Annotated in this window: 22 protein-coding genes; 13 read left to right on the top strand and 9 right to left on the bottom strand. The window is 69.2% G+C overall.

Annotated elements, in window-relative coordinates; all coding sequences use genetic code 11:
* From murD to AC1DYD_RS13770, 10 genes are all read left to right on the top strand, one after another.
* Positions 1 to 1,767 carry a UDP-N-acetylmuramoyl-L-alanine--D-glutamate ligase gene (gene murD / locus AC1DYD_RS13815; RefSeq protein WP_478173310.1) on the top strand — a complete coding sequence of 589 codons (1,767 nt, stop codon included), beginning with the start codon at positions 1 to 3 and terminating at the stop codon, positions 1,765 to 1,767.
* Complete coding sequence (gene ftsW / locus AC1DYD_RS13810; protein ID WP_478173309.1) at positions 1,764 to 3,056, top strand: putative lipid II flippase FtsW; 1,293 nt, start codon at positions 1,764 to 1,766, stop codon at positions 3,054 to 3,056. The genes murD and ftsW overlap by 4 nt, the downstream gene beginning before the upstream one ends.
* 76 nt (positions 3,057 to 3,132) lie before the next feature.
* Positions 3,133 to 4,194: an undecaprenyldiphospho-muramoylpentapeptide beta-N-acetylglucosaminyltransferase gene (gene murG / locus AC1DYD_RS13805; protein WP_478173308.1), complete on the top strand. Its 1,062-nt coding sequence runs from the start codon at positions 3,133 to 3,135 to the stop codon at positions 4,192 to 4,194.
* 154 nt (positions 4,195 to 4,348) lie between these two features.
* Entirely contained in the window at positions 4,349 to 5,800 is a 1,452-nt protein-coding gene (gene murC / locus AC1DYD_RS13800; protein ID WP_478173307.1) for a UDP-N-acetylmuramate--L-alanine ligase, read from the top strand.
* Positions 5,797 to 6,780, top strand: coding sequence for a D-alanine--D-alanine ligase (locus AC1DYD_RS13795; RefSeq protein ID WP_478173306.1), 984 nt, complete (start codon positions 5,797 to 5,799; stop codon positions 6,778 to 6,780). Before murC ends, AC1DYD_RS13795 begins: the two co-directional genes overlap by 4 nt.
* On the top strand, positions 6,777 to 7,559 hold the full coding sequence (locus AC1DYD_RS13790) for a cell division protein FtsQ/DivIB (protein ID WP_478173305.1): 783 nt from the start codon (positions 6,777 to 6,779) through the stop codon (positions 7,557 to 7,559). The genes AC1DYD_RS13795 and AC1DYD_RS13790 overlap by 4 nt, the downstream gene beginning before the upstream one ends.
* 22 nt (positions 7,560 to 7,581) lie before the next feature.
* A complete protein-coding gene (ftsA, locus tag AC1DYD_RS13785) occupies positions 7,582 to 8,811 on the top strand; it encodes a cell division protein FtsA (protein WP_286368870.1) in 1,230 nt (409 codons plus the stop codon).
* A gap of 162 nt (positions 8,812 to 8,973) precedes the next feature.
* The gene (gene ftsZ, locus AC1DYD_RS13780) at positions 8,974 to 10,179 is read left to right on the top strand and encodes a cell division protein FtsZ (RefSeq protein ID WP_478173304.1); all 1,206 of its coding nucleotides are present in this window, start codon (positions 8,974 to 8,976) and stop codon (positions 10,177 to 10,179) included.
* Between the two features lie 202 nt (positions 10,180 to 10,381).
* Entirely contained in the window at positions 10,382 to 11,305 is a 924-nt protein-coding gene (gene lpxC, locus AC1DYD_RS13775) for a UDP-3-O-acyl-N-acetylglucosamine deacetylase (RefSeq protein ID WP_478173303.1), read from the top strand.
* Positions 11,306 to 11,326: 21 nt separating this feature from the next.
* Positions 11,327 to 11,503 carry a hypothetical protein gene (locus AC1DYD_RS13770; protein ID WP_478173302.1) on the top strand — a complete coding sequence of 59 codons (177 nt, stop codon included), beginning with the start codon at positions 11,327 to 11,329 and terminating at the stop codon, positions 11,501 to 11,503.
* Positions 11,504 to 11,518: 15 nt separating this feature from the next.
* Here the strand turns inward: AC1DYD_RS13770 and ruvC are convergent, their stop codons facing one another.
* The 8 genes from ruvC to AC1DYD_RS13730 all read right to left on the bottom strand — a co-directional run bounded on the left by ruvC (position 11,519) and on the right by AC1DYD_RS13730 (position 19,254).
* Positions 11,519 to 12,067 (bottom strand): crossover junction endodeoxyribonuclease RuvC, encoded by a 549-nt coding sequence (gene ruvC, locus AC1DYD_RS13765; protein WP_478173301.1) that lies wholly within the window; start codon positions 12,065 to 12,067, stop codon positions 11,519 to 11,521.
* Positions 12,068 to 12,084: 17 nt separating this feature from the next.
* Entirely contained in the window at positions 12,085 to 13,149 is a 1,065-nt protein-coding gene (locus AC1DYD_RS13760) for a phosphatidate cytidylyltransferase (RefSeq protein ID WP_478173300.1), read from the bottom strand.
* A gap of 13 nt (positions 13,150 to 13,162) precedes the next feature.
* On the bottom strand, positions 13,163 to 13,939 hold the full coding sequence (locus AC1DYD_RS13755; protein ID WP_478173299.1) for a lysophospholipid acyltransferase family protein: 777 nt from the start codon (positions 13,937 to 13,939) through the stop codon (positions 13,163 to 13,165).
* A gap of 21 nt (positions 13,940 to 13,960) precedes the next feature.
* Entirely contained in the window at positions 13,961 to 14,710 is a 750-nt protein-coding gene (gene mtgA, locus AC1DYD_RS13750) for a monofunctional biosynthetic peptidoglycan transglycosylase (RefSeq protein ID WP_478173298.1), read from the bottom strand.
* Complete coding sequence (aroE, locus tag AC1DYD_RS13745) at positions 14,707 to 15,552, bottom strand: shikimate dehydrogenase (protein ID WP_478173297.1); 846 nt, start codon at positions 15,550 to 15,552, stop codon at positions 14,707 to 14,709. The genes mtgA and aroE overlap by 4 nt, the downstream gene beginning before the upstream one ends.
* Positions 15,553 to 15,712: 160 nt before the next feature.
* On the bottom strand, positions 15,713 to 16,570 hold the full coding sequence (locus AC1DYD_RS13740; RefSeq protein WP_478173296.1) for an energy transducer TonB: 858 nt from the start codon (positions 16,568 to 16,570) through the stop codon (positions 15,713 to 15,715).
* Positions 16,567 to 18,627 carry a ribonuclease catalytic domain-containing protein gene (locus AC1DYD_RS13735; protein ID WP_478173295.1) on the bottom strand — a complete coding sequence of 687 codons (2,061 nt, stop codon included), beginning with the start codon at positions 18,625 to 18,627 and terminating at the stop codon, positions 16,567 to 16,569. The genes AC1DYD_RS13740 and AC1DYD_RS13735 overlap by 4 nt, the downstream gene beginning before the upstream one ends.
* Positions 18,628 to 18,663: 36 nt before the next feature.
* The gene (locus AC1DYD_RS13730) at positions 18,664 to 19,254 is read right to left on the bottom strand and encodes a YqiA/YcfP family alpha/beta fold hydrolase (RefSeq protein WP_478173294.1); all 591 of its coding nucleotides are present in this window, start codon (positions 19,252 to 19,254) and stop codon (positions 18,664 to 18,666) included.
* Between the two features lie 79 nt (positions 19,255 to 19,333).
* Here AC1DYD_RS13730 and rodA point away from each other — a divergent pair, with 79 nt between their 5' ends.
* From rodA to AC1DYD_RS13715, 3 genes are all read left to right on the top strand, one after another.
* Positions 19,334 to 20,488, top strand: a complete 1,155-nt coding sequence (rodA, locus tag AC1DYD_RS13725; RefSeq protein WP_478173293.1) for a rod shape-determining protein RodA — start codon at positions 19,334 to 19,336, stop codon at positions 20,486 to 20,488.
* A 274-nt stretch (positions 20,489 to 20,762) separates the two neighbouring features.
* Positions 20,763 to 22,223, top strand: coding sequence for a metalloprotease TldD (gene tldD / locus AC1DYD_RS13720; protein ID WP_478173292.1), 1,461 nt, complete (start codon positions 20,763 to 20,765; stop codon positions 22,221 to 22,223).
* A 280-nt stretch (positions 22,224 to 22,503) separates the two neighbouring features.
* Positions 22,504 to 23,622, top strand: a complete 1,119-nt coding sequence (locus tag AC1DYD_RS13715; RefSeq protein ID WP_478173291.1) for a 3-deoxy-7-phosphoheptulonate synthase — start codon at positions 22,504 to 22,506, stop codon at positions 23,620 to 23,622.
* A 46-nt stretch (positions 23,623 to 23,668) separates the two neighbouring features.
* Here AC1DYD_RS13715 and AC1DYD_RS13710 read toward each other — a convergent pair whose 3' ends face one another.
* Complete coding sequence (locus AC1DYD_RS13710; RefSeq protein ID WP_478173290.1) at positions 23,669 to 24,169, bottom strand: cupin domain-containing protein; 501 nt, start codon at positions 24,167 to 24,169, stop codon at positions 23,669 to 23,671.
* Position 24,170: the final 1 nt, after the last annotated feature.

Here is a 24,170-nt window from a genome sequence, read left to right as displayed (position 1 = left end):
ATGCGGCACTTGAAAGATCTCCACGTCCTCGTCCTGGGTCTCGGCGCGTCCGGCCTGGCGATGGCACGCTGGTGCGCGCGCCACGGCGCAGTGCTCACGGTGGCCGACACCCGCGAGGCGCCGCCGCAACTGGCGACGCTGCGCGCCGAACTGCCCGATGCGGTGTTCGTCGGCGGGCCGCTGTCGGCCGCGCTGGTCGAAGGCACGCCGGTGCGCGCGGTCTACCGCTCGCCGGGCCTGTCGCCGGCCTCGGTGGCGGTGGTGGTCGATGCCGCGCGGGCCATGGGGCTGCCGGTCGGTGGCGAGCTGGACCTGTTCGCGCGTGCGCTCGCGGATCTGCGCACGGTCGAAGTGGTGGAAGTCCCCGCGGCTGCGCCCGCTGCCGAAGCCACCGAGCCGGCATCGCCGGAGCCGCTTCCCGCCCCGGACGGGGAGCTCCACGCCCCCGACTTCGAGCCGCAGGCGCCCGCCGCCAACGCGCCCGAGTTCGAGTCGGCCCGGCCGGCCGAGGCGATCGCTGCTGCGCTGGCCGACGACGACGACGATTCCTTCTCCCCGCTGCCGGAAGTCGTGCTGCCGCCGCCGGTGCCGCAGGGCTACATGCCGGCCGTGCTGGCCATCACCGGCACCAACGGCAAGACCACCGTCACCGCGCTGACCGGCCAGCTGGTGGAGCGCGCCGGCAAGTCGGTCGCCGTGGCCGGCAACATCGGCCCGACGTTGCTCGACACCTTGTCGGCCCGCATGGATGCCGACGACCTGCCCGAAGTCTGGGTGCTCGAGCTGTCGAGTTTCCAGCTCGACGGCGTCCAGGGCTTCGAGCCGACCGCCGCCACCGTGCTGAACCTGTCGCAGGACCACCTCGACTGGCATGGCGACATGGCGGCCTATGCCGCGGCCAAGGCACGCATCTTCGGCAGCAAAGGCGTGATGGTGCTCAACCGCGAGGACGCCGCCGTCATGGCGATGCGGCCGGCGCCGGTGAAGCTGGCCCGGGGCCAGGTGGCGCGCAGCGTCATCACCTTCGGCGCCGCGATGCCGCTGCGTCCGGGCGACTACGGCATCGAGCGCCTCAACGGCATGGCCTGGCTGGTGCGCGCCCTCGAGGCCGATGAAACGCAGAAGCGCAAGCGCGGCGCCGCGGTGGAGGAGGAGGAAATCTTCATCCAGCGCCTGATGCCCGCGGACGCGCTGCGCATCCGCGGCCGCCACAACGCGCTCAACGCGCTGGCCGCGCTGGCATTGGCCACCGCGGCCGGCTGCCAGCTGGCGCCGATGCTCTACGGCCTGCGCGAATACCGCGGCGAGCCGCACCGGGTCGAGCCGGTGGCGATCGTCGGCGAGGTCGAGTACTTCGACGACAGCAAGGGGACCAACGTCGGTGCCACCGTCGCGGCCCTGGTCGGTCTCGGCGAGGAGCGCCGGCTGGTCGTGATCCTCGGCGGCGAGGGCAAGGGCCAGGACTTCGGGCCGCTGGCCGCGCCGGTCGCGCAGTACGCGCGCGCCGTGGTGCTGATCGGCCGCGATGCGCCGCAGATCGAGGCCGCCCTGGCCGGCACCGGCATCGCGCTGCTGCATGCGGCGTCGCTGTCCGAGGCGGTGACATTGGCGGCCGGGCGCGCCCATCCGGGCGACGCGGTGCTGTTGTCGCCGGCCTGCGCCAGCTTCGACATGTTCCGCGACTATGCGCACCGGGCCCAGGTGTTCTGCGAGGCCGTGGAGGCGCTCGCCGATCTGCCGGCCCACCCCGTGGAGGATGCGGAATGAACACCGCGACCACCGCCACGCCCGAGAAATCCGGCCGCTTCGGCGGCTGGTTCGGCCGCGCCAGGAGCGGCATCGATGCGCTGCCGATGCACTTGCCGGTGCGGCTCGGCAACGCCGGCATGACCCAGACCAAGGCGGCGCCGGTGCGCGTGCTCGGCTTCGACCAGGCGCTGGTCTGGGTCACCGTGGCCTTGCTGGCCTGGGGGCTGGTGATGGTCTATTCGGCCTCGATCGCGCTGTCCGACAGTCCGCGCTTCGCGCGCGCCGGCTACACGCCGACCTTCTTCCTCACGCGCCATGCGGCCTCGCTGGTGATCGCCGCGATCGCCGGCCTGCTGGCCTTCCAGGTGCCGATGAAGACCTGGGAGCGCACCGCGCCCTGGCTCTTCGTCGCCTCGCTGCTGCTGCTGGTGGCGGTGCTGATCCCGCACATCGGCATCAACGTCAACGGCGCCCGCCGCTGGCTGCCGCTGGGCTTCATGCGTTTCCAGCCCTCGGAGCTGGCCAAGCTCGCGATGGTGCTCTACGCCGCCAGCTACATGGTGCGCAAGATGGAGATCAAGGAGCGCTTCTTCCGCGCCGTGCTGCCGATGGGCATCGCGGTGGTGGTGGTCGGGATGCTGGTGATGGCCGAGCCGGACATGGGCGCCTTCATGGTGATCGCGGTCATCGCGATGGGCATCCTGTTCCTGGGCGGCGTCAATGCGCGCATGTTCTTCGTCATCGCGGCGCTGGTGGTGGTGGCCTTCGGTACCATCGTGGCGACCAGCCCCTGGCGGCGCGAGCGCATCTTCGCCTACCTCGATCCGTGGAGCGAAGAGCATGCGCTCGGCAAGGGCTACCAGCTCTCGCACTCGCTGATCGCGATCGGCCGTGGCGAGGTCTTCGGTGTCGGCCTCGGCGGCAGCGTCGAGAAGCTGCACTGGCTGCCCGAGGCCCACACCGACTTCCTGCTGGCCGTGATCGGCGAGGAGTTCGGCTTGGTCGGCGTGCTGCTCGCGATCGGCCTGTTCCTGTGGCTCACGCGCCGGATCATGCACATCGGCCGCCAGGCGATCGCCCTCGATCGTGTGTTCGCGGGCCTGGTGGCGCAGGGCATCGGCATCTGGATCGGCTTCCAGGCCTTCATCAACATGGGCGTGAACCTGGGCGCATTGCCGACCAAGGGCCTGACCTTGCCGCTGATGAGCTTCGGCGGCTCGGCGATCCTGTTGAACGTCGTGGCACTGGCCGTCGTGCTGCGCATCGACTACGAAAACCGCGTCCTCATGCGCGGAGGCCGCGTATGAGGACGCGGTTTCGCCAAAACAGAGTCAGCGCGAAGCGCTGCGGCGCGAATGCGCCGCTGATGCGCGGAGGCCGCGTATGAGCCGTACGGCACTGGTCATGGCGGGCGGAACGGGAGGACACATCTTCCCGGGCCTGGCCGTGGCCGAGGCCCTGCGCGAGCGCGGCTGGCGCGTCCACTGGCTCGGCGCTCCGGGCAGCATGGAAGAGAAGCTGGTGCCGCCGCGCGGCTTCGCCTTCGAGCCGGTGCAGTTCGGCGGCGTCCGCGGCAAGGGGCCGCTGACCCTGGCCCTGCTGCCGATGCGCCTGCTGCGCGCCTTCGTGCAGAGCATGGCGGTGGTGCGCCGCGTGCGCCCCGATGTGGTGGTCGGCCTCGGCGGCTACATCACCTTCCCGGGCGGCATGATGGGCGTGCTGCTCGGCAAACCGCTGGTGCTGCACGAGCAGAACTCGGTCGCGGGCCTTGCCAACAAGGTGCTTGCGGGCGTTGCCGACCGTGTCTTCACCGCCTTCCCGAACGTGATCAAGAAGGCGCAATGGGTCGGCAATCCGCTGCGTGCCGCCTTCCTGTCGCAACGCGACCCGGCCACGCGCTTCGCCGGTCGGGTCGGCCCGCTCAAGCTGCTGGTGGTCGGCGGCAGCCTCGGCGCCCGCGCGCTCAACGCCGTGGTGCCGAAGGCGCTGGCCCTCATTGCTCCGGCCGAGCGGCCGCGGGTCACGCACCAGAGCGGCGCCAGGCAGATCGACGAGCTGCGCGCCAACTACGCCGCCGCCGGCGTCGACGGCGAGCTCACGCCTTTCATCGAGGACACGGCGCAGGCCTATGCCGAGGCCGACCTGATCGTCGCCCGCGCCGGCGCCAGCACCGTCACCGAAATCGCGGCCGTCGGCGCAGCAGCGCTGTTCGTGCCTTTCCCTTCCGCCGTGGACGACCACCAGACCACCAATGCCCGCTTCCTTGTCGACGCGGGCGGTGGCTGGCTCGTTCAACAAACCGAACTGACTCCTGAATTGCTGGCCGAATTGCTGAAGAACACCGAGCGCGCTGCGCTCCTCGAACGCGCCGTGAAAGCCCAAACCATGCAAAAACGCGAGGCCGTCGACGAGATGGTCCGCGCCTGCGAGGAGCTTGCGAAGTGATGCCCACCCTCGTTGCTTGCTCACTTCGTGTAGCCGCCTTCCCCCTCAAGGGGGCGACGCCAGCGGCCCGGCAAAGCCGGTTCCGCGGCATCTCCCGAACGGGCTTCGCTGCGCTTGCCGCTGTGTGGCAAGCGTCGATCGATGGAGGTCGCGTATGAAGCATGCCATTCGACACATTCACTTCGTCGGCGTCGGCGGCTCGGGCATGAGCGGCATCGCCGAAGTGCTGCTCAACCTCGGCTACACGATCTCCGGCTCCGACCTGGCCGACAGCGCGACCTTGAAACGCCTGGCCAGCCTCGGCATCGCGACCTTCGTCGGCCATGACGCCGCGAACATCGCGGGCGCCGATGCGGTCGTCACCTCGACCGCGGTCAACGCCGAGAACCCCGAGGTGGTGGCGGCGCGCGAAAAGCGCATCCCGGTGGTGCCGCGGGCCATGATGCTGGCCGAGCTGATGCGGCTCAAGCAGGGCATCGCGATCGCCGGCACCCACGGCAAGACCACCACCACCAGCCTGGTGGCGAGCGTGCTGGCGGCCGCCGGGCTCGATCCGACCTTCGTCATCGGCGGCCGGCTCAACAGCGCCGGCGCCAATGCGCAGCTCGGCAGCGGCGACTACATCGTGGTCGAAGCCGACGAGTCCGATGCCTCGTTCCTGAATCTGCTGCCGGTGATGGCGGTGGTCACGAACATCGATGCCGACCACATGGAGACTTACGGGCACGACTTCGCGAAGCTCAAGAAGGCCTTCGTCGATTTCCTGCATCGCATGCCCTTCTATGGCGTCGCGATCCTCTGCATCGACGACCCGGCCGTGCGCGAGATCGTGACGGCGGTGTCCTGCCCGGTGACCAGCTATGGCTTCGACGAGGACGCCCAGGTGCGCGCGGTCAACGTCCGCGCGGTGGGCCCGCAGATGCACTTCACGGCCCAGCGCCGCAACGGCGTGACGCTGCCCGACCTCGATATCGTGCTGAACCTGCCGGGCGAGCACAACGTGCGCAATGCGCTCGCGGTGATCGCGGTGGCGGTCGAGCTCAATGTGCCCGACGAAGCGGTGCAGCGCGGCCTGGCCGACTTCAAGGGCGTGGGCCGGCGCTTCCAGCGCTACGGCGAAGTGCCGCTCTCCGGCGCCCGCACGGGCCGCTTCACGCTGATCGACGACTACGGCCACCACCCGGTCGAGATGGCGGCGACCATCGCCGCCGCACGCGGCGCCTTTCCGGGGCGGCGCCTGGTGCTGGCCTTTCAGCCGCACCGCTTCACGCGCACCCGCGACTGCTTCGAGGATTTCGTCAAGGTCATCGGCCAGGCCGATGCGGTGCTGCTGGGCGAGGTCTACGCCGCCGGCGAGGCGCCGATCGTGGCGGCCGACGGCCGCTCGCTGGCGCGCGCGCTGCGCGTCGCGGGCAAGGTCGAGCCGGTGTTCGTCGACGAGATCGCGGCCATGCCGCAGGCGATCCTGGACAACGCGCGCGAGGGCGACGTCGTGATCTGCATGGGCGCCGGATCGATCGGCGCCGTGCCGGCCAAGGTGGTCGAGATCGGCGCGCTGGCGCCGCAGAAATCGGAGCGCTTCACGCGCGAAGGGAGGGCGCTGTGAGCGTCGTCGATCCGAAGGCCTTCGGCAAGGTCGCCGTTCTGTTCGGCGGCAGTTCGGCCGAGCGCGAGATTTCCATCATGTCGGGCACCGGCGTGCTCGAGGCGCTGCGCTCGCGCGGCGTCGATGCGCATGCGTTCGACCCGGCCGGGCGCGATCTTGCCGAACTCAAGCGCGAAGGCTTCGCGCGCTGCTTCGTCGCGCTGCACGGCCGCCACGGCGAAGACGGCACGGTGCAGGGCGCGCTCGAACTGCTCGGCCTTCCCTACACCGGCTCGGGCGTGATGGCCTCGAGCGTGGCGATGGACAAGGTCATGACCAAGCGCATCTGGCAGGCCGACGGCCTGCCGACGCCGCGCTACGTGCGCCTGGCCTTCGACCAGCAGAGCCGCGAGCAGGTCAACGCCGTGCCCGACGTGCTGGGCCTGCCGCTGATCGTGAAGCCGCCGCGCGAGGGCTCCTCCATCGGCGTCACCAAGGTGCAGGGCTACTCGCAGATGCAGGATGCGGTCGCCCTGGCGGTGCGCTACGACGCCGACGTGCTGTGCGAGGAATTCATCGAGGGCGAGGAAGTGACCTGCGCCGTGCTCGGCAGCGGCCTCGACGCCGTGGCGCTGCCGGTGGTGCGCATCGCCGCCCCCGAGGGCGCCTACGACTACCAGAACAAGTACTTCACCGACGAGGTCAAGTACCACTGCCCGAGCGGCCTGCCCGAGGCCGAGGAGCACGAGATCCGCCGCATCGCGCTGGCCGCCTACCACCAGCTCGGCTGCCGCGGCTGGGGCCGCGCCGACCTGATGATCCGCGCCAGCGACCGCAAGCCCTTCCTGCTCGAGATGAACACCTCGCCGGGCATGACCAGCCACTCGCTGGTGCCGATGTCGGCCCGCGCGGCCGGCATCGCCTACGAGGACCTGTGCCTGCGCGTGCTGGCGACGGCCACGCTGGATTCGGGTCTGCCTGGAGGCGCCGCCACGCCATGACACGAAGCATCCCCGTGCCCTTCGACGTCAAGCTCATGAACGTGCTCGCGACCCTCGTGTTCGCGATGTTCGCGGTCATGCTGCTGGCGGCGGGCGCCTGGTGGGTGCTGCGGCAGCCCTTCTTCCCGCTGGCCGGCATCAAGGTCGACGGCGAGGTCACGCACAACAACGCGGTCACCCTGCGCGCCAATGTCGCGCCGCAGCTGGCGGGCAACTTCTTCACGGTCGACCTGGCGCGCGCGCGCAGCGCGTTCGAGTCGGTGCCCTGGGTGCGCAAGGCGGTGGTGCGACGCGAGTTCCCGAACAAGCTGCGCGCCACGCTGACCGAGCACGTGCCGGTCGCCCACTGGGGCGACGAGGCCGGCTCGAAGCTGATCAACGGCTTCGGCGAGGTCTTCGAGGCCAACGTGGCCGAGGTCGACGACAACCTGCCGCGGCTGGACGGTCCTCCCGAGCAGGCCGGCCAGGTGCTGGGCATGTACCGCGTGCTGGCGCCGCTGTTCCAGCCTTACGACCTCGCCATCGACCAACTCACGCTGACCAGCCGCGGCAGCTGGCGTGTGCTGCTCGACACCGGGGCCGTGATCGAGCTCGGGCGCGGCCAGGGCGAGGAGGTGGTGGCACGCACGCAGCGCTTCCTGCGCACCGTGACGCCGGTGGCGGGCCAGTACGGGCGCACGGTGGCGGCGGTCGAGGGCGCCGACCTGCGGCACAACGAGGGCTATGCGCTGCGGCTGCGCGGCGTGACGACGGTCGTTGCCGACCCGAAGAAAAAGTAGAGAGAGCGAACAGAGGAAGCACATGTCCAAAGAGTACAAAGATCTCGTTGTCGGTCTCGACATCGGCACCGCCAAGGTGATGGCCGTGGTCGCCGAGGTGCTGCCCAACGGCGAGCTCAAGCTGGCCGGGCTCGGCATCGCGCCGAGCAACGGGCTCAAGCGCGGCGTGGTGGTGAACATCGATGCCACCGTGCAGAGCATCCAGCAGGCGCTGAAGGAGGCCGAGCTGATGGCCGACTGCAAGATCAGCCGCGTCTACACCGGCATCACCGGCAGCCATATCCGCGGCATCAATTCGAGCGGCATGGTGGCTGTCAAGGACAAGGAGGTCACGCCGGCCGATGTCGCCCGCGTGGTGGAGACGGCGCGCGCCATCAACATCTCCAGCGACCAGCGGCTGCTGCTGGTGGAGCCGCAGGAGTTCGTGATCGACGGCCAGGATGTGAAGGAGCCGATCGGCATGAGCGGCATGCGGCTCGAGGCCAAGGTGCACATCGTGACCGGGGCCCAGAGCGCGGCCGAGAACATCATCAAGTGCGTGCGTCGCTGCGGCCTCGAGGTCGACCAGCTGATGCTGAACCCGCTGGCCTCCAGCCTGGCGGTGCTGACCGAGGACGAGCGCGAACTCGGCGTCGTGCTGGTCGACATCGGCGCCGGCACCACCGACGTGGCGATCTTCACCAACGGCGCGATCCGCCACACGGCGGTGATCCCGATCGCCGGCGACCTGATCACCAGCGACATCGCGATGGCGCTGCGCACGCCGACCAAGGACGCCGAGGACATCAAGGTCGAGAACGGCTATGCCAAGCAGCTGCTGGCCGACCCCGACACCCAGGTCGAGGTGCCGGGCCTCGGCGACCGCGGCCCGCGCATGCTGAGCAAGCAGGCGCTGGCCGGCGTGATCGAGCCGCGCATCGAGGAGATCTTCTCGCTGGTGCAGCAGGTGGTGCGCGAGTCGGGCTACGAGGAGGTGCTGTCGTCCGGCGTGGTGCTGACCGGCGGCAGCGCGGTGATGCCGGGCATGGTCGAGCTCGGCGAGGACATCTTCCTGAAGCCGGTGCGGCGCGGCATTCCGAAATATTCGAGCGCGCTGTCCGACATGGTCGCGCAGCCGCGTGCCGCGACCGTGATGGGGCTGCTCGAGGAGGCCCGCTATGCGCGCTTGCGCGGCTTCAAGGTGGCGCAGAAGAACGGCTCCGTCAAGACCGCCTTCGGACGCTTCAAGGACTTCATCGTGGGGAACTTCTGATCATGAATCCTCACCGTCTCTGGCTGGCGCGGGGCAGTCCCCCGCTGCATTTCAACGAGCGATGGCGGCGAACCGGACCTCCACCCTGACAGCGTTCAACGGTTACCCACAACAAATTCATTCATCAATAAACGGCAACTGCAAATTCAAGGAGTCAGAAAAATGGCTATCGAAATGATCGAGATCGAAGAGTTCAACCAGGGCACCCAGATCAAGGTGATCGGCGTCGGCGGCGGCGGCGGCAACGCGGTCGCGCACATGATGGAGCGCGGCGTGCAGGGCGTGCAGTTCGTCTGCGCCAACACCGACGCGCAGGCGCTGTCGCGCAGCAACGCCCACAAGACGATCCAGCTCGGTACCAACGGCCTGGGCGCCGGCAGCAAGCCCGAGAAGGGCCGCGACGCCGCCGAAGCCGCGATCGACGACATCCGCGAATCGATCGCCGGCGCGCACATGCTGTTCATCACGGCCGGCATGGGCGGCGGCACGGGCACCGGCGCAGCGCCGGTGATCGCGCGCATCGCCAAGGAAATGGGCATCCTCACGGTGGGCGTGGTGACCAAGCCTTTCGATTGGGAGGGCGGGCGCCGCATGACCAACGCCGATGCCGGCCTGGCTGAGCTCGAAGCCAATGTCGACTCGCTGATCGTGGTGCTCAACGAGAAGCTGCTCGACGTGCTCGGCGAGGACGTGACGCAGGACGAGGCCTTCGCGCACGCCAACGACGTGCTGAAGAACGCCGTCGGCGGGATCTCGGAAATCATCAACGAGTACGGCGGCGTGAACGTCGACTTCGAAGACGTGCGCACCGTGATGGGCGAGCCCGGCAAGGCCATGATGGGCACCGCGGCCGCCAGCGGCCCGGACCGCGCCCGCATCGCCGCCGAGCAGGCCGTGGCCTGCCCGCTGCTCGAGGGCATCGACCTGTCGGGCGCCAAGGGCGTGCTGGTGCTGGTCACCGCATCGAAGGCCTCGCTGAAGCTGAGCGAATCGAAGCTGGCCATGAACACCATCCGCGCCTACGCATCCCCCGATGCGCACGTGATCTATGGCGCCGCCTACGACGACAACCTGGGCGACGAGATGCGCGTGACCGTGGTCGCGACCGGGCTGTCGCGCCAGGATGCGCGCCGCCAGGCACCGACGCTCGAAGTGATCCGCACCGGCACCGACAACATCGCGTTCACCGTGCCGACCCTCGGCACAGGCACCGGCCACGCCGCCAGCCAGCCGAACTACGACGGCATGGCCGTGCCGAGCGTGTGGCGCACCAACCGCACCATGGCCGCGGCCAAGGTCGATGCGCTGTCCTCGGGCGGCATGGACGACTTCGAGATCCCCGCCTTCCTGCGCCGCCAAGCTGATTGATGATGCGTAAAGCTACTGCGCGCCCCGATCTTGCGACTGCGATGCTCGCCGTACCGGAGTACGGCTGCGCTTCTCCTCGCAACCTCGGGGCGCTCGCTACGCTTTCCGCACCATCAATCGGCCGTGTTTAGGCATGAGCACTATCGCGGACATAGCGAGGCTGACGGTTCGAGGGGCATCCCGCGCCTCTAAAATGCCGTCCGTGCTGTCCCAACGAACCCTCAAATCGATCACCCGCGCCGTGGGCGTGGGGCTGCACAGCGGGCAGCGGGTCGAGCTCACGCTGCGGCCGGCGCCGGTCGACCACGGGATCGTGTTCCGTCGGGTCGACCTGCCGGAGCCGGTCGAGATCGCGATGACGGCCGAGTCGGTGACCGACACCCGGCTGGCGTCGACCGTCTCGTCGGGCGGCGCCAAGGTCCAGACCGTCGAGCACCTGATGTCGGCCTGCGCCGGATTGGGCATCGACAATCTGCTGATCGACATCACGGCCGACGAGGTGCCGATCCTCGACGGCTCGGCCTCGTCCTTCGTCTTCCTGCTGCAGAGCGCGGGCATCCAGTCGCAGGCGGCGCCGCGGCGCTTCATCCAGGTCAGGAAGCCGGTCGAGGTGCGCGAAGGCGAGGGTGCCGATGCCAAGTGGGCGCGGCTCGAGCCGTACCACGGCTACAAGCTCAGCTTCGAGATCGACTTCGACCATCGCGTGGTCAACTCGACCGGACAGCGCGTGGAGTTCGATCTCGGCAGCGGTTCCTACAGCCGCGACATCGCACGCGCGCGCACCTTCGGCTTCACGAAGGAAGTCGAGTACATGCGCTCCAAGGGCCTGGCCCTGGGCGGCGGTCTCGACAACGCGATCGTGATGGACGACACCAAGGTGCTCAACGCGGGCGGGCTGCGCTACGACGACGAGTTCGTCAAGCACAAGATCCTCGATGCGATGGGCGACCTGTACGTGATCGGCAAGCCGCTGCTCGCGGCCTATAGCGCGTTCCGCTCCGGCCATGCGCTCAACAACAAGCTGCTGCGCGAACTGCTCGCGCATCCGGACGCCTACGAGGTCGTGACCTTCGACGACGAGAAGCGTGCACCGGCCGGCTTCGCCGAAGTCGCGCGCGCCTGGTAGCGCGCTGCACGCCCGCCTTCGATGCTGCTGTTCCGCTGGGCCATCCTGCTGCTGCTCCTGGTGTCGGGCGTTGCCTTCGCGTTCTATGCGGCCACCGGGCAGCTCAAGTACCGGCGCTTCGGCTGGATCGTGCTCAAGTGGACGTTGCTGGCCGCCTTCGGCTTCTTTGCGGTGCTGATCGCCGAGCGGGCGTTCTAGAAAAAGCCCGCAACCTTAGCGCGTCCGCCCGTCCCGATACCGCCCGCTGGTGCTGCGTCCGAGCGTCGTCGCCTGCCCGAGGCGCGCCAGCGATGCTCCCACGTGCGCGTGCGTGATGGCGATCCCCAGCGCGTCCGCCGCGTCGCTCCCCGGCAGGCCCGGCAGCTGCAGAAGGCGCTTGACCATCTCCTGCACCTGCGCCTTGGCCGCGCGCCCATGGCCCGCCACCGCCTGCTTCATCTGTAGCGCCGTGTACTCCGAGACCGTGAGGTTGCGGCTCACCAGCGCCGTCAGGCAGGCGCCGCGGGCCTGGCCCAGCAGCAGCGTGGATTGCGGATTGACGTTGACGAAGACGATCTCCACGGCGGCCGCATCGGGCTGGTAGCGCGCCGTGAGTTCGCCGATGCCGTCGAACAGCACCTTGAGCCGCGCCGGCAGTTCGCCGGTGCCGAGGTGGCGGGTGCTGATGGTCCCGCTGGCCACATAGCGCAGCGCGTGGCCGTCGACATCGACCACGCCGAAGCCGGTGGTCTGCAGTCCGGGATCGATGCCGAGGATTCGCATGGGAGGGGTCCGTTCCTTCAGGCGCCGAAGTACCAGCGCACCGAGTGGAAGAACACGGGTGCCGCAAAGCAGAGCGCATCGACCCGGTCGAGCAGGCCGTTGGCGCCGGTCACGCCGACGCCGCGACGGCCCCAGTGGGGAATGCCGCGGTCGCGCTTGAGTGCCTTCATCACGAGGTGGCCCATCGAGCCCGCCACGCAGGCGATCAGCGACACCGCGAGCGCCTGGCCGAACTTGAAGGGCGTGATGAAGGAGAACAGCGCACCGACCACGCTGGCGATCGCCATGCCGAGCGCCCAGCTGGTCCAGTTGAAGCTGCGGCTCACGCGCGGCGCGAAGGGTTCCTGCATGAAGAGCCGGTGCCGGACCGCGCCCAGCCAGCCGGGCGGCTGGGGCGGCGGCGGGGCACCCTCGGGCGGCATCGCCTTGCGCCGCGACACCAGGTGCTGCACCAGCATGCAGGTCTGGACCACGAACACCAGGAAGAACACCAGGAAGGCGCTCTTGCCTTCGTAGCCCGGAAAGGACAGCAGCAGCAGCGCCGGCACGTGGCTCATGCCGTAGACACAGACCATGATGCCCCACTGCAGCTTCGCATTGCGTTCGAGGAAGTGGCTCGGGTCGTCGGCCAGCGCGCTCACCACCGGGATCGCGAGGAACGCGTAGACCGGGATGAACACCGAGAAGAGGTCGAAGTGCGCGGTCGCGACCAGCCAGAACTGGATCGGCAGCACCACGAAGAAGGCCAGGATCAGGCTGCGGTGGTCGCCGCGCCGGGTCGGCGACAAGGTGATGAACTCGCGCAGCGCCAGGAAGGCGATCAGCGCGAACAGCAAGGTCGCCACGGTGTCGCCCAGCGCCCAGCCGATCCAGAACATCACCGCCATGAACCAGGTGGTGCGCAGCAGCGTGCGGAAGTGGAGCAGCTCGCGCTGCCAGATCTCGTCGTGGACCGGATTGCGTCGTTCCTTGAAGCTCAGCATGAAGGCTGCGGTGCTGACGATGACCAGCAGCCCGAAGACGATCACGAACAGGGCCGCGACCTGGTGGGTCGGGGAGAGATTGCGCAGGTACTGGTTCATGTGCAGGCAGGCCCTAGACGTTGCGCAGCGCGACCACCGCCTCGCGCGCCCGGTCCAGGAAGGGGCGGCGCTCCTCGCCCTCCTCGAGCCGGATTGGCGCGCCGAAGGTCACCGAGCAAAGGATCGGCACCGGCACCACCTCGCCCTTGGGCATCACGCGCTGCACGTTGTCGATCCAGGCCGGCACCAGCACCGCCTCGGGGAACATCCGGGCCAGCGTGAAGAGCCCCGACTTGAACTTCTGGGGCTCGCCCGTGTGGCCGCGCGTGCCCTCGGGAAAGAGGATGATCGAGTCGCCGCTTTGCAGCGCTTCGATCAAGGGTTGCAAGGGGGCCAGCGCCTCCGCGCTGCCCGGGGGCGCGAGGGGCGCAGGCGCGGGCGCCGGCGGCGACAGCGGGATCTCGAACTGGGCGCTGCCGGGCTCGGCCGTCGCCGGCGCATCGTCGAACGACGGCTCGATCCGCTCGACGGGGGGCGGCTCGGGCGGCGCCGGCGGCACCACCGGCGCGCCGCCGCCGCGCTCGACATAGATCGCGTTGAACACCTCGGTCGTGATCCAGCGCTTGAACGGCGTGTTGGCCCAGTAGTCGCGTGCGGCGATCGGCCGCGTGATGCTGCGCAGCTCCTCGGGGAGGGCGGCCCAGATCATCACGAGGTCGAGGTGGCTCTGGTGATTGGCGAAATAGATGCGCTGCTCGGCCTTGGGCGGACAACCCCACCAGCGTGCCTGGGCACCCGTGAGCAGCCGGATCAAGGCCAGCAATCCCCACCCCGTGACTTTGGCAAGCATGGCGGCGATGATACGGGGCGCTCAGGGCAGCTCAGCGGACGGCATGCGCGCGGCGATCGTCGCCGATCGGCTCGCGAGATAGGCCGAGCCCTGGCGGCGTTCGAAGAACTTCGGGCTCGGCAGCATGACGGCCAGGCGGGCCGCCTCGGCTGTCGTGAGCTTCGACGCCGGCTTCCTGAAGTAGTGCTGCGCCGCGGCCTCGGCGCCGAAGATGCCTTCGCCCCACTCGACGTTGTTGAGGTAGATCTCGAGGATCCGTTCCTTGCTCAGGAAGAGCTCGAGCGCGCTGGTCAGCACCAGTTCCTGGCCCTTTCTGAGCATCGTGCGCTCGCCCGACAGCAGCAGGTTCTTGGCCAGCTGCTGCGTGATGGTCGAGCCGCCGCGCAGCGGCGCCGGGCGCGGCTCCTTGCCGCGTGCGCGCATCTGCGCGGCGCGCTTCGCAGCGAGCTCCTCGGCCTTGGCATTGCGCTGGCGGGCCCGCTCGATCGCCTCCCACTCCACGCCCTGGTGGTAGACGAACTCGCTGTCCTCGCTGGCGATCACCGCGCGCTTGAGCGTGTCCGAGATCTGGTGGTAGGGCACCCACTGCTGGCGCCAGTCGCGCTCGCCGTTGCTGCGTCCCCGGGTCGCGAGCTGCCAGGCCTCGGAGCGCTGGAAGGCCGTCGACTGCGGGTCGATCACCGCCATCGCGGCGATCCGCAGGATGAAGAAGAGCTGCAGCGCGAAGGATGCGATCAGCACGCAGCCGACCCAGCGCAGCACGGCCCTCACCGGGCCTCGACGAGGGCGCGCAGCTCGGCCAGCACCGGCGCCGTCGGCGGGCGCACGCCGCGCCAGATCTCGAAGGCCTCGGCGGCCTGCTCGACCAGCATGCCGAGGCCGTCGCGCGGCACTGCGCCGTGGTCGCGCGCCCATTGCATGAAACCGGCGGCCGCCGGGCCATACATCATGTCGACGGCCAAAGACCCGGGCTTCAGCACGCTGGCCGGCACCGGCACGGCATCGCCGCCGAGGCTCGACGCGGTGGCGTTGACCAGCACGTCGAAGTCGCCGGGTACGGCATCGAGCGGCTGTGCTTCCAGGGACACGTGGTGCTGCAGTGCGAGCGCCGCGTGCCGCTGCACCAGCGCGATCGCCTTGCCGAGCGTGCGGTTGGCCACGACCACGCGCCGCGGACCGGCTTCGAGCAGCGGGCCGAGCACGCCGGCCGCGCCGCCGCCGGCGCCCAGCAGCAGCAGGTCGCGGTCCTTCAGCGCGACGCCGGCGTGCCGCGTGATGTCGTTGACCAGCCCGATGCCGTCGCTGTTGTCGCCGTGCACGCCATCGTCGCGGAAGCTCAGCACATTGACCGCCTGGGCCAGCGCGGCGCGGGGCGTCAGGTGCTGCGAGAGCGCGGCGGCCTCGAACTTGAAGGGCACCGTGACGTTGCAGCCGCGCGCCTTGCCCGGGGTCTCGGCCCGGAACGCCGCCACCGCGCCGGCGAAGTCGTCGAGCGGCGCCAGCCGGCGGCCGTACTGGAGTTGCTGGCCGGTCAGTTCGGCGAAGCGCGCATGGATCCAGGGCGAGCGGCTGTGCTCGACCGGGTGGCCCATCACGCAGTACAGGTCGGTCATCGTTGCATGCTCAAAATCAAAGCTCCGTGCCTCGCACTGCAGTGCGAGCTTGCTTGGGAGCGGCCCGGCGCTGCGCATTGAAGCCCCCACGCTCGGCACTTCGTGTCCTCGCTGCCCCCCGAGGGGGTGCGAGCTTGCTTGGGGCGGCCCGGCGCTACGCTCATTGTCTGGCCGAGAGCTGGGTCTCCAGCGTCTCGTCGCGGGTGAACTTGAAGCGCGAGGGCAGCACGATCTGGTCGGCCTGGCGGCGCATCGCGTCGGTGAACTTGCCGAAGCCGCCGATGCTGCGCACGATGGCCTGTGCGCGCCGGTCGAGCGTGCGGTCGCCGGAGCTCTCGATGATGTCGGTCGACAGGATCGAGCCGTCGTGGTTGACGGTCACCATCATGGTCAGCTCGCCGTACAGCTTCTTGCCGGCGGCTTCGGGGAAATTCTCGGTGCCGCGGACCTCGATCCTGCGGCGCAGCGCATCGACGTAGGCGGCGTAGGCCGCTTCGCGCGTGGCCGGGCTGATGTAGCGCTTCTTGGGCCGCGCGTTCTCCTCGTTCACGCGGCGCTCGATCTCGGCCAGCAGCTCGACCAGCTGGCGCCGTTTCTCTTCGCGGGCCGCGGCCTCGCTCGGGTTGCCCTGGGCCCGCGGATCGGGCACCGGCATGCTGGCGATCTGCTGCTTGATCTGGGCCAGCAGCAGCATCTGCTGCTGCTGCATCGCCTCGACCTGGCGCTGGGCATCCTCCATCGAGTCGCCGATGGCGGTGAAGGTGGACGGCGGCAGCGGACTCGTGGCGCGCCCCTTGTCGAGGTCGCCGCCGCCGGCCAGCGAGGCCTGGGCGATCGCGCGGGCCTTGTCCGGGCGCTCGTGGGTCTTGGCGTTGACCAGGATCACCTCGAGCGGCGTCTCCTTGAAGACCCGGTTGAAGGACTCCGGGTCGACGAAGCGCACCGTCAGCAGGACGGCGTGCGCGACGACCGACACGCCGAGCGCGATCTGCAGCGTGCTGAGGTCGCGCAGGTTCATGCCGGTGCGTTCTCCGGTGCGGCCTCGCTGTCGGCCAGGTCGACAGCGATGGCGATCGGGCCGGCGACTTCTTCCTCGTCCTCGCCGCTCTCGTCCTCGGCCTGCGCATCGGCCGGCGCGGTGTCGAGCCGCTCGATGACGGTGCCGTGCACGTCGAGCGCGATCTCGTCGATCTCGCCGAGCCGCGCGCGCACCCGGGCGCCGCGCGGCAGGCCCTGCGTGCCGGCCACCTCGAACACCAGCGGCAGGGAGTCGGCACGCACCAGGGCGCCGTTCGGCAGCTCCTTGATCAGGGTCGCCTCGAGCTCGGTGATGCCCTGCTGCTGCAGGTACTTGAGGGTCCAGAAGCGTTCCATGCCGCCCTGGTGGCCGTTGTAGGTGCTGTAGGCGGCATCGAAGCCCGAGAGGATCGAGAACAGGTCGGCATCCTTGGGCTTGAACGGCGCCGCCAGCGCGGCGGTCTTGCCGTGGCGGGCCGCCGCGATGATCTGCCACTGGTTCACGAGGTCGGTGTAGCGGCGCAGCGGGGAGGTGCTCCAGGCGTAGCTCTTCACGCCCAGGCCGGCGTGCGGCAAGGCCCGCGTGCCCATGCGCACCTTGATGCCGGGCGCCAGGCTGGCCTGGCTGCGGTAGAGGCCGGGCACGCCGAGCTCGCCGAGCCAGCCGCCCCAGCTGCTGTTGGCCAGGATCATGGCCTCGGAGACGATCAGGTCCAGCGGCGCGCCGCGCTGCCGGGTGCCGATCTGCACCTCTTCGTTGCCGGTCGGCTCGCCCTCGTGGCCGACCAGGCGGAAGGTGTAGTCGGGCCGACTGAAGTTCTCGGGCTTGCCGCGCACCACCTCGCGCTGCGCCTTGAGCTGCTTCGCCAGCCTGAACAGGAAGGACAGCGGCGCGCGCAGCGGCGCCAGCATCGCGGGCGTGTCGGCGGCGCCGACCGATGCGTCTTCGAGCCATGGCTGGCTGATCACGGTGTCGAGCTGGTCATGGCGCAGGTTGGCGACGATCGGCACCCGTTCGAGCCGGGTCTCGGTGCCTTTCAGCGCCAGCGACGCCTCGTCGAAGGTGGCGTAGAGCGAGACGGCCGGGCAGTCGCGCCCTTCCTGCAAGGTGTAGGCCTCGACCACGTGGTCGGGCAGCATCGTGATCTTGTGGCCCGGCATGTAGACGGTCGACATGCGCGTGCGCGCCACCTGGTCGATGGCACCGCCCGGCACGAGGGCCAGGCCGGGCGCTGCGATGTGGACGCCGACCACCACGGTGCCGCTGCCGAGCCCCTGGACCGACAGCGCGTCGTCGATCTCGGTGGTCTGCGAATCGTCGATCGAGAAGGCCTGCACCGCGGCCAGCGGCAGCTCGTCGGCGATCGCCGGCGCCTGCAGCGACGGGAAGCCGGTGCCCTTGGGGAAGTTCTCGAACAGGAAGCGGCGCCAGTGGAACTGGTAGGCCGAGTCGATCGCGCCGGCCTGCTTCAGCAGCTCGAGCGGCGGGCGCTGGGTGGCGCGGGCGGCATCGACCACCGCCCTGTACTCGGGCGCGTTCTTGTCGGGCTTGAAGAGGATCTTGAACAGCTGCTCGCGCACCGGCGCCGGGCAGACGCCGGCGGCCAGCTGGCCGGCCCATTCGGTGATCTGCGCCTGGACCAGCTTCTTCTTCTCTATTGCGGCCAGCGCCTGCTGGATGATCTCGGCCGGTGCCTTCTTGAAGCGGCCCTTGCCGGCGCGGCGGAAATAGTGCGGGGCGTCGAACAGCGCCAGCAGTGCCGCCGCCTGCTGCGCCAGCGTCGGACGGGCCTGGAAATACTCTGCGGCCAGTTCGTCGAAACCGAATTCGCCCTCGGGCGCGAATTCCCAGGCCAGGCCGAGGTCGACCGTGCCCGCCAGCGCGCGCCCTTCGGCGATCAGCTCGGCCGGCGACGGCTTCTCGAAGCGCAGCACGATGTTGGCGCCCTTGACCTTGACCCGCTTGCCGGTCTCGAGCTCCACCTGCGCCGAGGCCTCGGCCTCCGACAGGACGCGGCCGCCCAGGTATTTGCCGGCTTCTTCGAACAATACAAACATGGCGCGGATTGTCCCATGCGCGGCCCGGCCAGGCGTTCAGACCGGGTTGATGAAGGCGAGGACGTCGTCGAGATGCTGGGTCTCGAAATCCGACAGGGCATGGTCGCCGCCCTCCAGGATCTTCAGCCGGCTGCCCGGATAGCGGTCCGACATGTCGCGCCAGTCCAGCACCTCGTCGCCCTTGGCGATGATCGCGAAGACCTGTTCCGGGCGGTCCAGCGGGCCGGCCTCGAGTGCGCGCAGCTCGGCGATGTACTCGGGCCGGAAATGGAAATGTTCGGACGGATCGTGCCAGAGGGTCTGTTCGCCGATATGTCGCACCAGGTCGCGGGCCGGATCGACCGCCGGGTTCAGCAGCACCGCCCGGCAATAGGTGGTGGCGGTGACATAGGTGGCATAGAAGCCGCCGAGCGAGGAACCCACGACCGCCATCGAGCCGCGCGGCCAGTCGGCGATGCCCCGCATCACGAGCCCGATTGCCTCGCGTGGCGAGGGCGGCAGCTGCGGGCACCACCAGCGCAGGTTCGGGTGCTGGCTGGCGACGCGACGCGCCATCTGGCTGGCCTTGGTCGACCGCGGCGAGGAGCGGAAGCCGTGGAGATAGAGCAGGTGGGTGGTGGGCGGCATGCCGCGATTATCGGGAACCGGGCCCGAAAATGCCCCTGGAGCCCTTCGGACGGGCCCCGGGCGGGGATAATCGCGCCCCATGTCGGCCGTCTTCAACCAACCTTCGCTCGCGCGGCGCCTGTTGCCCGTGTTCCAGGGCTTCGACGGCTTCCTCGCCTTCGCCGTGCTGCTGTTGGCCTGCGCCGGCATGCTGACCATGTACTCGTCCGGCTACGACCATGGCACCCGCTTCGTCGACCACGGCCGCAACATGCTGCTGGCCGGCTTCATCATGTTCGTGGTGGCGCAGGTGCCGCCGCAGCGCCTGATGACCGCCGCCGTGCCGCTCTACACCGTCGGCGTGGCTCTGCTGGTGGCGGTGGCGATGTTCGGCATCACCAAGAAGGGCGCCCAGCGCTGGATCAACGTCGGCGTCGTGATCCAGCCCAGCGAGATCCTCAAGATCGCGATGCCGCTGATGCTTTCCTGGTGGTTCCAGCGCCGCGAGGGCCAGTTGCGGCCGCTCGATTTCGTCGTTGCGACGGTGCTGCTGGCGGTGCCGGTCGGGCTGATCATGAAGCAGCCCGACCTCGGCACCGCGCTGCTGGTGCTGGCGACCGGGCTGTCGGTGATCTTCTTTGCCGGGCTGTCGTGGAAGCTGATCGTGCCGCCCGTGGTGATCGGCCTGATCGTGGTGGCGCTGATCGTCGGCTTCGAATCCCAGCTGTGCGCCAACGGCTTCGACTGGAAGATCCTGCATGAATACCAGAAGCAGCGTGTCTGCACCCTGCTGGACCCGACCAAGGACCCGCTCGGCAAGGGCTTCCACATCATCCAGGGCATGATCGCGATCGGCTCCGGCGGCATCGGCGGCAAGGGCTTCATGCAGGGCACGCAGACCCACCTCGAGTTCATCCCCGAGCGCACCACCGACTTCATCTTCGCCGCCTATTCCGAGGAATTCGGGCTGGCCGGCAACCTGGCGCTGATCACCGCCTTCATCTTCCTGATCTTCCGCGGCCTGGCGATCGCGCTCGATGCGCCGACGCTGTTCTCGCGGCTGCTCGCGGGCGCGGTCACGATGATCTTCTTCACCTACGCCTTCGTGAACATGGGCATGGTGAGCGGCATCCTGCCGGTGGTGGGCGTGCCGCTGCCCTTCATCAGCTACGGCGGCACCGCGATGGTCACGCTGGGGTTGGGGCTGGGCATCCTGATGTCCATTTCCCGTGCCAAGCGAATGATCCAGAGCTGACCCCCAGGTTGGCTCACTGCGTGTAGCCGCCCACCCCCTTTCAGGGGGCGCTGCCGGCGGCCCGGCGAAGCCGGTTCCGCGGCAGCCCCCGAACAGACGTGCTGCGCGCAGCCGTATAAGAGTGACAGCGCCGATTTCCTTGGCCGGCGCAGCCAGGCCCGTTCGTGGAACACCGCGGAACCGGCTTCGCCGGGCCGCTGGTGTTGCCCCCGGCAGGGGGTGGGAGCGCTACACGAAGTGAGCGCGACCTGGGGGGGAGCCATAGAATCCCGGCATGATCTCCCGCGAACCCACCATCGAGCGCCTCGTCACGGCGCAACAGCTCCTGCTCACGCCCTTCGGCCTCGACGAATCGCACCTGTCGCGTGCGCTGGCCGAGATCAAGGCGCACCAGGTGGACGACGCCGACCTCTACTTCCAGTACACCCGCAGCGAGGGCTGGAGCCTCGAGGAGGGAATCGTCAAGACCGGCAGCTTCAGCATCGACCAGGGCGTCGGCGTGCGCGCGGTCAGCGGCGAGAAGACGGCCTTCGCCTATTCGGACGACATTTCCGAAGCCTCGCTGCTCGACGCCGCGCGCACCGTGCGCAGCATCTCGGCCGCCGGCAAGACCGCGCGGGTCAAGGCGCCGGCGCGCAAGATCGCCGGCAGCCGTTCGCTCTACAACGGCATCGACCCGATTTCGACGCTGGACAGCACCGCCAAGGTCAAGCTGCTCGAGAAGGTCGAGCAGCTGGCCCGATCGCGCGATCCGCGCGTGGCCCAGGTCATGGCCGGGCTGGCGAGCGAATACGACGTGGTGCTGGTGGCGCGCGCCGACGGCACCCTGGCCGCCGACATCCGGCCGCTGGTGCGCCTGTCGGTCACCGTGATCGCCGAACAGAACGGCCGCCGCGAAGTCGGTTCCGGCGGCGGCGGCGGGCGTTTCGGCCTGGCCTACTTCGATGACGCGCACATCGCCGAGTATGTCGACCAGGCCGTCAAGTCGGCCCTGACCAATCTCGATTCGCGCCCGGCGCCGGCCGGCGAAATGACCGTCGTGCTCGGGCCGGGCTGGCCCGGCATCCTGCTGCACGAGGCCATCGGCCACGGGCTCGAAGGCGACTTCAACCGCAAGGGCTCGAGCGCCTTCTCGGGCCGCATCGGCGAGCGCGTGGCGGCCAAGGGCGTCACGGTGCTCGACGACGGCACCATCGCCGACCGCCGCGGATCGCTCAACGTCGACGACGAGGGCAACGCGACCCAGCGCAACGTGCTGATCGAGGACGGCATCCTCAAGGCCTACCTCCAGGATTCGCTCAACGCTCGCCTCATGAAGGCCAAGCCGACCGGCAACGGCCGCCGCGAGAGCTACGCCCATGCGCCGATGCCGCGCATGACCAACACCTACATGCTCGGCGGCGACCGGGTGCCGGAGGAAATCGTCGCCAGCATCAAGAAGGGCCTCTACGCCACCAACTTCGGCGGCGGCCAGGTCGACATCACGAGCGGCAAGTTCGTGTTCTCGGCCAGCGAGGCCTACTGGGTCGAGAACGGCAAGATCCAGTACCCGGTCAAGGGCGCGACCATCGTCGGCAACGGCCCCGATGCACTGACGCGCGTCACCATGATCGGCAACGACATGGCGCTCGATTCGGGCGTCGGCACCTGCGGCAAAGAGGGCCAGAGCGTGCCTGTGGGCGTCGGCCAGCCGACGCTGCGGATCGACGGATTGACGGTCGGCGGTACCGCCTGAAATGGCCCCCACGCTCCGTCACTTCGTGTACTCGCTGCCCCCCGAGGGGGCCGCAGGCCGCCTTGGGGCGGCCCGGCGCCGGCCTTTTCTGTGCTAAAGTTGCCGTCCATGTCCGCTTCCCGCGCTTATTACTTTGCCTACTTTTGGTTCCCGGTTCCCGGCGGACGAGAGGCGCGCGCGTAAAAGCAGCAGACAGCAAAACCTCCCAAAACCGCCGGTGCCTCAAGCCCGGCGGTTTTTTTTTGCCCCACGCCATCCAGACCCATCGAAGGAAGCACACATGAGCACGAAAGCCGCCCCGCCCAGCGACACCTGGCACGCGAACGTCGAGAAGACCAGCCGCACCGACGACGAACGCATCAAGGACATCACTGTGTTGCCCCCTCCCGAACATCTGATCCGCTTCTTCCCGATCGCGCGGACGCCGGTGGAATCGCTGATCACCGACACCCGCCACGCGATCCACAAAATCATGGCCGGCAAGGACGACCGGCTGCTGGTGATCATGGGTCCCTGCTCGATCCACGACCCGGCCGCCGCGCTCGACTACGCGCGCCGCCTGAAGGCCGAGCGCGAGAAGCATGCGGGCACGCTGGAGATCGTGATGCGGGTCTACTTCGAGAAGCCGCGCACCACGGTGGGCTGGAAGGGGCTCATCAACGATCCCTACCTCGACGAAAGCTACCGCATCGACGAAGGGCTGCGGATCGCGCGCCAACTGTTGATCGACATCAATCGCATGGGCTTGCCTGCCGGCAGCGAATTCCTCGACGTGATCTCGCCGCAGTACATCGGCGACCTGATCTCCTGGGGTGCGATCGGGGCTCGCACCACCGAGAGCCAGGTGCATCGCGAACTGGCCTCCGGCCTGTCGGCGCCGATCGGCTTCAAGAACGGCACCGACGGCAACATCCGGATCGCCACCGACGCGATCCAGGCGGCGGCGCGCGGCCACCACTTCCTCTCGGTGCACAAGAACGGCCAGGTGGCGATCGTGCAGACCAACGGCAACCGCGATTGCCACGTGATCCTGCGCGGCGGCAAGGCGCCCAACTACGACGCCACCAGCGTCGCGGCGGCCTGCAAGGACCTCGAGGCCGCCAAGCTGCCGCCCCGGCTGATGGTCGACTGCAGCCACGCGAACAGCAGCAAGCAGCACCAGAAGCAGATCGACGTGGCGCGCGACATCGCGGACCAGATCGCGGGGGGCAGCCACAGCGTGTTCGGCCTGATGGTCGAGAGCCATCTGAAGGCGGGGGCGCAGAAGTTCACGGCGGGCAAGGACGCGATCTCGGCGCTGGAATACGGACAGAGCATCACCGACGCCTGCCTGGGTTGGGAAGATTCGACCCAGGTGCTGGAGCTGCTGTCGCACGCGGTCAAGAAGCGCCGACGCTAAATGTTGGCCGCCTGGTGGCGGCCCGGCGCCGGTCTGGATCAGAGAATCAGATCAGCGCCGCCAGCTCGGGCCAGTGGTGGCGCAGCAGCGCGGCTTCGTCGCTGTCGGGCTGCATGAAGGTGAAGTCGTCGAAGTCGAAGCCCGGCCCGACCGTGCAGCTCACCAGCGTGTAGTCGGGGCCCGTCGGCGTCACGATCGGCCGCGCCGCCTGCCACTGGCCGGCGGGCACGGTGTGCTGGGGGCGGGTGCCGTGGACGTCGACCGGGCCGAGGCGCAGATGGGCGGGCGGCGTGCGCAGTGCCGCGTCGCTGGTCCAGAGCGCCAGCGGGGCGCCCTCGAGATGAATCCAGACCTCGTCGGACTGCACCCGGTGCCAGCGCGAGTGCTGGTCCGCCTCGAGCAGGAAATAGATGGTGGTGAGCGCATCGCGCGCCGCCCGCCCGTCGGTCGGCATCACCTGCGCGGCCGAGCGGAACATTTCACGGAACCAGCCACCTTCGGGATGGGGCTGCAGCTGGAGGGTCTCGATGAGTTGTCGTGCGCGCATA

Source organism: Variovorax sp. P4_B11, assembly GCF_056402355.1.
Note: the sequence above shows the minus strand (reverse complement) of the source record. Positions and strands in the feature narration are given on the sequence as shown.